At 50.3% G+C, this 1,344-nt stretch carries 1 protein-coding gene; it reads right to left on the bottom strand.

Annotation, left to right across the window (positions count from 1 at the left end; genetic code table 11):
• Positions 1-261: 261 nt before the first annotated feature.
• Positions 262-1,290 carry an IS110 family transposase gene (locus PsAD5_RS14410; RefSeq protein WP_063292627.1) on the bottom strand — a complete coding sequence of 343 codons (1,029 nt, stop codon included), beginning with the start codon at positions 1,288-1,290 and terminating at the stop codon, positions 262-264.
• Positions 1,291-1,344: the final 54 nt, after the last annotated feature.

Genomic DNA, 1,344 nt, shown 5'->3' with positions numbered 1-1,344 from the left:
TGTGTGGACGCCCCTGGAAATGCAAGCGGTTTTTTCGTCTGATTGAGTGAATGCGGTCGAGTTCCTACGTGTGTCCGGCCTCTGTATGCAGCATCTCCTACCGCGGGCCCTTATGGATAGTACGAAGATCAGATCCAAATCGTATTTACGGGTTTTGCTTCCCATGCACGCTACCTGGTTCTTCCGATCCCGTCATTCTCGACTGTTCGCCCATAATCCTCCGCTAAGACCTACCGCATTCCGGTTAACAGCTGACAGGCTTTATGCTGCCAGCTGAACTCGATATACCTCATCCTTCTTCATCAAGGCCCAAGCCATGCGGGCAAGTTTATTTGCCAGAGCAACGGCCACCAGTAGTCTGGGTTTCCGCTTCAGCATTCGGTTGAGCCATGAACCTTCAGCCGCACCACCTTTTCGCTCTACTGATTGAATGACAGACATGGCTCCCAGAATGAGCAACCTGCGAATGTCTCGCTGACCCATTTTCGAAGTTCGTCCTAAGCGGGTTTTACCACCGGTTGAATGCTGTTTTGGGGTCAGGCCGACCCAAGCTGCGAAATCTCGCCCTTTACGAAAGCTCTCACGCGGTGGTGCAAGGGTTACCACAGCCATTGCACACATCGGTCCAATACCTGGGATGGTCATTAATCGCCGTGCTGTTGCATCTTGTTTTGCCGATGCTTCAATCCGCGATGTCAGATCATCAATCTGCCAATCCAGTAAACGCAGATGGTCAAAGAGCCTTATGCACATGTTGCGCATGGTCAATGGCAAGTCGGTTTCATGCTCATCCAACATCTGAGCTTCAAGCTTTCTTAAGTGAGATGGTCCTTGAGGAACCACAATCCCGTACTCAGCAAGGTGCCCGCGCAACATGTTAATTGTCTGGGTGCGTTGAGATAGGAATAACTCACGTGTTTTCAAAAGCATGGATCGAGCTTGTTGCTCAGCTGATTTCACAGCAACAAACCTCATCTCAGGTCGGGTTGCGGCCTCTGCAATTGCTTCGGCATCAGCCATATCATTTTTCTGACGCTTGACGAAAGGACGCACATACTGCGGCGGAATTAACTTTACGGTATGACCAAGCTGCTCGATCTCACGGCCCCAATAATGAGAACTGGCACATGCCTCCATAGCAACCAAACATCGAGGCTGCTCAGCTAGGAAATGGAGTACACCGGAGCGCCTGATCTTTCGGCGAAACACTGTCGCTCCAGTTTTGGTTGAGCCGTGAAACTGAAATACATTTTTGGCGATATCAATCCCGATGATACTAACTTCCATGATCACATCTCCTCTCGCGCTATATCCTCAACGCTATCTTGGCATAAAGCGATGCCT

This window comes from Pseudovibrio sp. Ad5, assembly GCF_001623095.1.
Lineage (GTDB): Bacteria > Pseudomonadota > Alphaproteobacteria > Rhizobiales > Stappiaceae > Pseudovibrio.
This window is presented reverse-complemented; position numbering and strand designations above follow the sequence as displayed.